The 8,810-nt window shown below is 45.2% G+C and carries 7 protein-coding genes; 6 read left to right on the forward strand and 1 reads right to left on the reverse strand.

Annotated elements, in window-relative coordinates; all coding sequences use genetic code 11:
* Positions 1-58 precede the first annotated feature (58 nt).
* The 6 genes from AC6RV6_RS02535 to AC6RV6_RS02560 all read left to right on the forward strand — a co-directional run bounded on the left by AC6RV6_RS02535 (position 59) and on the right by AC6RV6_RS02560 (position 5,187).
* Complete coding sequence (locus tag AC6RV6_RS02535) at positions 59-1,009, forward strand: Hpt domain-containing protein (RefSeq protein WP_500238779.1); 951 nt, start codon at positions 59-61, stop codon at positions 1,007-1,009.
* A gap of 65 nt (positions 1,010-1,074) precedes the next feature.
* Entirely contained in the window at positions 1,075-1,377 is a 303-nt protein-coding gene (locus AC6RV6_RS02540; protein WP_500238729.1) for a hypothetical protein, read from the forward strand.
* A gap of 24 nt (positions 1,378-1,401) precedes the next feature.
* A complete protein-coding gene (locus tag AC6RV6_RS02545; RefSeq protein ID WP_500238730.1) occupies positions 1,402-2,055 on the forward strand; it encodes a Uma2 family endonuclease in 654 nt (217 codons plus the stop codon).
* Between the two features lie 174 nt (positions 2,056-2,229).
* Positions 2,230-3,216, forward strand: coding sequence for a glycosyltransferase family 10 domain-containing protein (locus tag AC6RV6_RS02550; RefSeq protein WP_500238731.1), 987 nt, complete (start codon positions 2,230-2,232; stop codon positions 3,214-3,216).
* Positions 3,217-3,257: 41 nt separating this feature from the next.
* A complete protein-coding gene (locus AC6RV6_RS02555; RefSeq protein WP_500238732.1) occupies positions 3,258-4,253 on the forward strand; it encodes an Npun_R2821/Npun_R2822 family protein in 996 nt (331 codons plus the stop codon).
* Positions 4,254-4,266: 13 nt separating this feature from the next.
* On the forward strand, positions 4,267-5,187 hold the full coding sequence (locus AC6RV6_RS02560) for an Npun_R2821/Npun_R2822 family protein (RefSeq protein WP_500238733.1): 921 nt from the start codon (positions 4,267-4,269) through the stop codon (positions 5,185-5,187).
* 20 nt (positions 5,188-5,207) lie between these two features.
* On the opposite strand, the gene AC6RV6_RS02565 is transcribed toward AC6RV6_RS02560, so the two are convergent.
* Positions 5,208-8,765 (reverse strand): hybrid sensor histidine kinase/response regulator, encoded by a 3,558-nt coding sequence (locus tag AC6RV6_RS02565; protein WP_500238780.1) that lies wholly within the window; start codon positions 8,763-8,765, stop codon positions 5,208-5,210.
* Between the last annotated feature and the right edge of the window lie 45 nt (positions 8,766-8,810).

Raw genomic sequence — 8,810 nt, forward strand, 5'->3', positions numbered from 1 at the left:
GAGGGTTTTGCCGAAAGGATCGCATTTTCAATTGCGAATTGCTATTGAGTTGGGAGAAATGACGTTGGATGCCAATCACCAGAAAATCTTAGGCTATTTCATTGAGGAAGCACGAGAACACCTCGAAACCCTCGAACATGGGCTAATGGATTTGTCTAAGGTCATTAATGACCCCGAAGAATTAAACGAATTATTTCGGGCGGCGCACTCGGTGAAAGGAGGCTCGGCCATGTTGGGCTATAACAGCATCCAAAAAACGGCACACCGTTTGGAAGATGGGTTTAAAGTCCTCAAGGAAAATGAAGTTCCTGCCGATCATAAGTTGGAAACGCTCTTTTTAAAAGGGTATGATACCCTTCAGTCCCTCATCGAACAGCTCGAGAGTCCTTTTGGCCTGCGGGATGAAGATGCCGATCGCATTACTACGGAAGCCGAACCCCATTTTATCGAATTGGAGAGCTATCTCAATCAATTAATGCGGGGAGAGGTTGCGACAGCTGCACCGACATCTACATCCGAACCCACCTTTGACGCGATCGCCTCTTTCGACTCCGAACCCCAACTTTCACCAGAACAAGAAAAATTCGCTCGAGAAGCGAAGGAACTCTTGAAAAAATTGCTAGCAGGTTTCAAGCAAAAAGCAACCCCTGAAGGACGCAAAGCATTACAAGGATTCTGCGTGCGTCTCGCAAAATTGGCTTCAGGAGAAAAAAATTGGCAAAAGGTCTCGAAGGCTTGTTATAAAGCGATCGGCAATCCTAAATTTTCTTATCGCACTCTCGCCCCGATTGTGATTAAAGAACTCAAACAAGGCAGCGATGCGATCGTGTTAGGAAATGGAGAAGAAATTCAGGTCAGCGAACCCTTAAAACAGTTAGCGAGTGCTAAAATGCCACAAGTTCTCATTCCTGTTGAACCCAAAGCTGCCGCCAAAGCTCTTACCCGCGTTTTTAACCCAAAACAACTTTCTCAATTAGTGGAATTATTAACAGTGAATGGTAAACAGTGAACAGTTATCAGTTATCAGTTATCAGTGAACAGTAAATAATCAACCAACAACCAGTCAAAAAGCTCATGTTTCAACTTTTATATTCTCTTTTTCATTTTTTCGATCCTTTTCTCGTTCCTTTGTGTTTTATTGTTGCTTGGGGGATGACGATCGCAGCCGTTTTAGGAATCTTTAGCGCCATGCGAGATGCGATCGCCCGAAGTCAGGAAATGCACGCCATTCCTTGCACAAGCTGTCGTTTTTTCACCAACGACCACCGCTTAAAATGTACGACTCAACCTTTTATTGCCAATACTGAAGAAGCCATTCAATGCCGAGATTTTCAAGAAAAAACTAATAGTTCGTATTCATCCAATATTGTTCATTAATAATTTTTTATCGATCATTGATTAATGGTTGTTTCTTCTGTTTCTTTTCCCATTAAAACCGTGAATTTATCTCCCGGTAGCCATCTCCTTGTTGAGAATGTGACTTGGGAGCAATATGAAGCATTATTAAAAGAATTGGGAAGCGATCGCGCTATTCCACGCATTAATTATTGCGATCGAACTTTAGAGTTAATGTCACCTTTACCCGCTCATGAACGTCCCCATCGTATTATTGCTGATATTGTTAAAGTTCTTTTAGATGTGCGCGATCGCAACTGGGAAGATTTTGGCTCGACGACCTTTAAAAAAACAAAAAAAGCAGGTTTAGAAGCCGATACTTGTTTGTATATTAAAAATGCCCCACAAGTTCGCAGTTTGTTACGGATCGATCTCGATGTCGATCCGCCTCCCGATCTGGCCATTGAATCTGATGTGACTTCTAAAACTACTTTAGAGGCTTATGAAGCGATCGCCGTCCCAGAAGTTTGGATTTATGAAAATAACAAGTTAAAGATTTATATTTTACAGTCAGAGAGTTATCAATTGAGTCAAAAGAGTGCAGTTTTTCCGAGCTTCGATATGTTAGAAATGATACCGCGTTTAATCGCACAGGCGTATCAAGAAGGAACGAGTCAGATGCTGCGACAACTTCGGAGAAATGCAATCGCTTCTTCTTAAACTCAAATTTAATCCGACATCCGCTTGATAAAACTGAGTTGCAATAACAGGCATAATTTTAATTTTGAACTCAATCAATAAATCTTAACGAAAAAACGCGATCGCACTTCCTAGGAAATCGCTTCCTCATAAGACATAATTGAAGAACAACGCCCATAACCGATCGCGGAAAAGATGAGCAAAAAAACAATTATTGGCATGGCCAGCAGCTATGAAGGACTGGTACAAGGAGATTGGTTGTGGAAGCAGACTCCCGAACCGATGGGGTTTTGGGGCAATGTGCAAATACTGGCACGACGGGAAAACCCAGATTTTCTCTTACTGTATAACTTAAATACTTTTCCCCAAGATGCTCCTTTTACCCTACCGTGGCATAAAGCATGGCGGCGCAGCGAACAAAGCGCATTGCAAAAACGGAAAGACCTCGATACGGCAACGCGAGCGCGCCTGAGTCAAGTCCCTCGCGATCGCACAATTTTCCTTTGGCGAGAACCTCCTTTGGATGAGGTGGTCGAACAGCATAAAACACTTTATCAAGACGCACAAAAGTATTGTAGCTACGTCTCCGGACCAGACGATCTTGCCCCCGTCCCCAATTATATGCCCGCGATTTGGTATCATAGTGACTCATTTCGGGAATTAAACGCAATGCCGATCCCGACGAAAACCCGTCATTGTTCTTGGATTACCTCTGGTATCTCCCGCACGGCCAATCATCGCAAGCGGCTGGCTTTTTTAAAATTACTCGTGAAAAGCGGTCTCGAGTTAGATGTATACGGACGCAACTTACCCAATTGGTCCTACGGCTACGGACAGATTGACAATAAAGCCCATGCCCTCAACCCGTATTATTACAACCTCGCTATTGAAAACTACGCCGAAAATGATTGGTATGTTAGCGAGAAACTGTGGGATTCCCTCTTGGGGTGGTGTTTGCCCATTTATTATGGCGGCTCGGCGGCCGATAAATTATTACCCCCCGGTAGTTTTTTGCGCCTTCCTTCCCAAGATGAAAAGGGTTTGGCTTATATTAAAGAAGTAACATCTACTCTAGATGCGTGGCACGAGGCAAAAGACGCGATCGCAGAAGCCAGACAGATTATTTTACATAAACTCAATCTTCTCGAATGGCTCTCTCAATTCGTTGCCCAACACCGCTAAATCCCATCTCAATCCCTCAAAATCTCTCATAAATAATTTTAATGGATGGAATATGTACTCTTGCTAACGACCGGGTTTGCGATCAGGCGATCGCACTCCTGAATAGTATTGAGGCAATTTTAGGGGCAGATTTTCCTGTTTGTATTTATCCCTACGATGATAACCTCGAGCAATTGAGTGCTGCGATCGCCCACCGTCCCCAAGTGGAAATTTACAGCGATCGCGATTCGATGGCAGCATGGGATAGTTTTGCGAGAGCCGCATGGGATACCCATCCCACCGCATTTCAGCAGTGGAGCAAAGCCGGAAGTCAAGGCTATCATCGCTTTGGCACTCATCGGCGTTACTATGCCTTTGACGCACCCTTCGATCGCTTTCTCTATATGGATGCCGATACACTTTTACTGGACGATCCTGCCCTCATTTTCGAGCAATTAGAGAACAACGATTGTGTGGTTTATGACTTTCAGTTTAAAGATTTAAGTCATGTTTACGATCTTAATTCATCCCAATTAACGCAAGTTTTCCCGCAGCAGCGACTCGATCGCGAGATATTTTGCTCGGGATTATATGCCAGTAAAAAAGGCGAATTCTCACCAGAAAAACGACAGGAGATTGTCGAGAGATTAAAAGCAGGAGATGCTGAAATTCTCTATCCAATGGCTCCCGATCAAACATTAATTAACTATATGATGATGCGATCGGGCAAATCAATTTACAATTTAGCCTTGGAATTACCGAGCGATCGTATTACAGGCTGTTGCGTTACATCTTCTCATTTTCTAGCCCGCGATAATCTCGTTTACGACAAAGGTAACCGTTTAATTTATTTACACTATATTGGCATTTCTTCTCGCTTTTTTGTTCGACTTTGCCAAGGAGAAAATATTGACTTTCCCTATCGCGATATTTTTCTATACTATCGCTATCTCCACGAACCTGAAAAACGCCCAAAACTTTTGGGAAAACCCAAACCATATAACGCATCGCCTAGTTTTTTAGACAAAGCAATGCAAAAATTAGGACTAAAAAATTGAGAGGTTTGCAAAAATGACTCGCGGTATTTATATTACAGCTAACGATAAAGTAATCGAACAAACGATCGCTCTTCTGAATAGTATTCGCTATTACGATAGCGATACACCAATAAGACTGATTCCTTTTGACGACAATTCTGACGAGATCGTTAAACTCCTTGGAAAAGAATATGGCGTTACACTGTATGAAGATCTAGAATTTATGAATCGCCTTGCTCGCAAACTCTACGAAATTTTTGGCGAAGGCTTCTTTGCCACTCCCAATAAACTTCGCAAGCAAGCTTGTTGGTTTGGTGAGTTTGATGAGTTTCTCTATATCGATACGGATATTGTTGTTTTTGACAAGATTATCGATAACTTGAGTTATTTGCGAGATTACGATTTTCTCTGTTATGACTATCAACATACAGGAGGAATTACGAATGTTTTTACTCCTCAAGTCTTTACAGATGGAGTCTTAAAAAAAGAAGATATTCAAGGAATTTTTAATAGTGGTTGGTGGGCTTCTAAGAACAACCTATTTTCCGAACAAGATCTATACGATATTTTTAAGGAATGTAGCGCTCATCCCGAATATTTTGATTTCTCTCAAAAAACTACCGATCAGCCCATTCTTAACTATATGATTCTCACGCGCATTGCTCGTCATTTTAATATTGTCAATCGTCCTGGAAAAGCCCCCGGAAGTTGGGCCGGAAGTCCTCAGTTTAAACGCCGAGGCAATATCCTCTTCGATCCCAGTCGCAATCAACCCCTACAATACTTACACTGGGCGGGCATTCGTATCGAGCCGGGTTGTCCTTATTGGGAAATATGGAAACATTATCGTTATTTGTACGATAAAACCTCTCCCTCAGATCCATTAGGGCAAAAATGGACACATCAAGGGCGAAGACTTTTACAAAATTTGAAATTAAAATTGCAAGGAAAGTAACAGTTCATTTCTCACTGAAATTATGTTTCTACTTTTAGCAAGACTTCTCCATTCATCAAACGTTGTGCTGCCTCGAGCAAAACATCTTCGACATAAGGCTTCGTAAAATATCCCTTTGCACCGCGTTCTGCTGCTGCGATTTGGTGTTTTTTAGCCCCGCGAGAAGTCAGCATGGCGATCGGAATCTGATTCAATTCTGCATCTTCTTGGATTGTCGCGACTAATTTTAATCCATCCATTTTTGGCATTTCAATATCACAGAATACGACATCAGGGTTTAAACCTGCTTGTAATTTATCGAGAGCTTCCTTCCCATCTCGCGCCTGTTCTACCAAATATCCTGCCTTTTCAAAGGTCATCGACAAAAGCGATCGCACTGTAACCGAGTCATCAATAATCAACACCTTGGGTTGACCGTGCATCATTGATGGTGACTGGTGAGAGTTAACTGATGACTGATGAGAGTTAACTGATGACTGATGAGAGTTAACTGGCTCAGCCATGCCCAATATAGTAATACCGGGTTGACGAACACTATTTTTCAGTAATATTTCCCCGTGACGAATGCGCTCGGCAGCAGCCAGCAATTCTTGTTCGACATAAGGCTTGGTAAAATAACCGCTTGCGCCTCGTTCTGCTGCAACCTTGCGATGGCGTTCTGCCCCACGAGAGGTGAGCATGGCCACGGGAATACGCTGAAGTTCTTCATCATCGTAGATTTTGCCTAATAACTCCAACCCATCCAAGCGAGGCATTTCAATATCGCAGAGGGCAAGATCTGGCATTAATCCGCCTTTGAGTTTCTCCCATGCTTCCTTGCCATCCCGTGCTTGTTCGACATGATAGCCTGCATTTTCAAAAGTCATGGACAGTAGCGATCGCACCGTGACCGAATCGTCAATAATCAACACCGTCGGCTGCATGACCACCGTTTCTGAAGTTTGAATCAGAGTCGGCGGTTCCGAGTCTACCAGTTCGGGATGCTTCTTCTCTCGCACTTCGCGAACCTTGCGAGTGCTACCTTCGAGCAAGACTTCTCCATCAATCATACGTTCGGCGGCATCGAGGAGAACTTCTTCTAAGTAAGGTTTAGTAAAATAACCGCTTGCTCCTAAGTCTGCTGCGACTTTCCGATGACGATCGGCACCGCGAGATGTGAGCATGGCGACGGGAATATCGCATAGTTCCTCATCTTTTTGCACCCGTCCCAAAAATTCCAAACCATCCACCCTCGGCATTTCAATATCGCAGAAGACGATATCGCAAGGCATTCCCGATCGCAATTTGTCCCAAGCGTCTTGACCGTCTCGCGCTTGTTCCACGCGATAGCCGGCTTTGCTGAAACTCATGCTTAACAATTCCCGCACGGTGATGGAGTCATCGACGATAAGAACGATCGATTCGTTGAGAGTGCGAGCATCCGTATCGCGATCGCTCGTGCCGATCGGATTCCAAATACTGCCCATATCCTTGCGAATGCGGCCTTCAGAAATTTCGATTAACTCCAGCACATCGGCAATGGCCATGATCTTTCCATCCCCTTGTACCGTCGCCCCGGCAATTCCGGCGGGCTTGGGAATGGGTCCGTAAAGTTGTTTGATGACGATTTCTTGTTCTCCCACCACCTGATCGACCCCAACAGCAATATGACTGCCGGAACCCCGTAAAACGACGACGGAAAGCACATTTTCTTCGCGCTTGCCCCCATAGAGGTTGCTGCGACCAATGCGGCGGTTATAAGAGAGCAGTTCTGAGAGATGGGCGTAGGGTAAAAGGGAATCTCGCCACGGGACGCACATTTGACCTTGGGCATTGCGTTGCAATTTGCGGTGAGGCAGGTCGATCATGTCTTCTACTCCATCCAGAGGGAAGGAAATGGGAGCATTTTCGCTAACGCAGCACAAGGCTTTACAAATACTTAACGTTAAGGGCAAGCGGATGGTAAAGGTCGTCCCTTTGCCCAATTTTGAATCAATGCTGACGGCACCGCGAATTTCATTGATACTGGTTCGCACCACGTCTAGTCCCACGCCGCGTCCGGCAAAATTATCGGCTTGGTCTTTGGTACTGAACCCCGGATGGAAAAGCAGGTCGTAAACGTCCAAGCGAGAAAGGCGTTTGGCGCGATCGCGATCGATCAATCCTTTTTGTAGAGCTTTTTGTTTAACGCGATCGCTATCAATTCCCCCCCCATCATCGGAAACGGAAATCACCGTTTGGTTTCCCTGCTGCATGGCACTGACTTTAATCTGCCCCGTTTGGGATTTCCCCGAGGCGAGGCGAACCTCGGGGGATTCGACACCGTGAGTGAGGGCGTTATTCACCAAATGGGTAAGGGGATCTGACAGGTGTTCCAAAATCATTTTATCAATGAGGGTTTCCTGTCCTTCTAGTTCGAGTTGTGCTTGTTTGTTGAGTTGAGGGGCAATTCGGCGCACGGCAAGGGGAAGGCGACTGGCGGTATTGCCAAAGGGAATCATGCGAGATTTCGTCAACCCTTCTTGAAGTTGAGAGGTGACTTGTCGCAAGGTTCGCGCCACCTGATCGATATCATCCACGAGAAATTGAATATCAGAGGCAGACTCTCGCACCCGTACAATCATTTCGATGGTTTCTTGAGCGAGTTCGTGAAACTTGCTAAAACTGTCCATTTCCAACTCATCAAAGCTGCTGTCGCTGGCATCTGTTGTCGCGCTGGGATGGGCAAAATCGTGGGTTTTCTGGGAGTGATATTCTCGACGGCTGCGTAGAAGGGCATTTTCTAAGAGGGAACGTTCGTATAAATCTTGCATTCTGCCGCCGACATCGCTGAGATTCTGCACTTGGTGCATTAAACTATCGAGGAATTGCCGCAAGCGCTCTTCATCTCCTTCCAAGCTATTCCGGTTAACCACCAGTTCCCCGACGAGGTTACTCAAATTGTCCATCTGTTTGACGGGGACTTTCAGACTGGCTTCCACTTTGAGTTTAGTGGTTCTGGGGCGGGCAGGGCGTTGCGATCGCTTGGTTGATTCTAGAGGAATTTCTCCAGCTTGTTGTTGTGCCCTCATCAGCATTTCTTCCACATCGCCAAAGTCTTCTTCTGGGGTTTGGGGCTTGGTGACGGGTGACTGGGGTTTGGGGCTTGGTGACGGGTGACTGGTGATGGGTGACGGGTGACTGATATTAGGTTCGGCTTCAAGGAGGCGATCTAGCTCGGCAAATGTGGTGGCGACTTGCAAATCTTTGGCACTAAAAGCGGGTTGTTCGAGGAGTGCTTCTAATTCATCGAGGCGATCGTAGTAGGTGAATTCGCTTTCTGTTGTTGGGACGATCTCTGCAATTTTTTCTGGACTCTCAGAAGCGATCGGAGGTTCTTCGAGGGCAAGAGGGGTTAATTCTGGGATGTTCTCTTCTTCCTGATGACCGTTTGCCGCAACCATTGATGTTTCTTCCATTTCTAATAAGGCAGCCAAGTCTTCTTCTTGAGAGTCGCTTGCGGCAACCATTGGCGTGTCGAAGGCATCTCCTAATAGGTCTTCAAGGGCTTCATTTTCTGTCGAGGAAAATACCTCACTTTCTGCTGGTATTTCTTCCATTTCTAATAAGGCAGCCAAGTCTTCTTCTTGAGAGTCGCTTGCGGC

The organism is Spirulina sp. LEGE 11439, from assembly GCF_059821285.1.

Excerpts from the sequence above, each read along its gene's own strand:
- AC6RV6_RS02555 (WP_500238732.1), top strand. The coding sequence starts at position 3,258 with ATGGATGGAATATGTACTCTTGCTAACGACCGGGTTTGCGATCAGGCG.
- AC6RV6_RS02565 (WP_500238780.1), bottom strand. The coding sequence starts at position 8,765 with ATGGAAGAAATACCAGCAGAAAGTGAGGTATTTTCCTCGACAGAAAAT.
- AC6RV6_RS02560 (WP_500238733.1), top strand. The coding sequence starts at position 4,267 with ATGACTCGCGGTATTTATATTACAGCTAACGATAAAGTAATCGAACAA.
- AC6RV6_RS02550 (WP_500238731.1), top strand. The coding sequence starts at position 2,230 with ATGAGCAAAAAAACAATTATTGGCATGGCCAGCAGCTATGAAGGACTG.
- AC6RV6_RS02535 (WP_500238779.1), top strand. The coding sequence starts at position 59 with ATGACGTTGGATGCCAATCACCAGAAAATCTTAGGCTATTTCATTGAG.
- AC6RV6_RS02540 (WP_500238729.1), top strand. The coding sequence starts at position 1,075 with ATGTTTCAACTTTTATATTCTCTTTTTCATTTTTTCGATCCTTTTCTC.
- AC6RV6_RS02545 (WP_500238730.1), top strand. The coding sequence starts at position 1,402 with ATGGTTGTTTCTTCTGTTTCTTTTCCCATTAAAACCGTGAATTTATCT.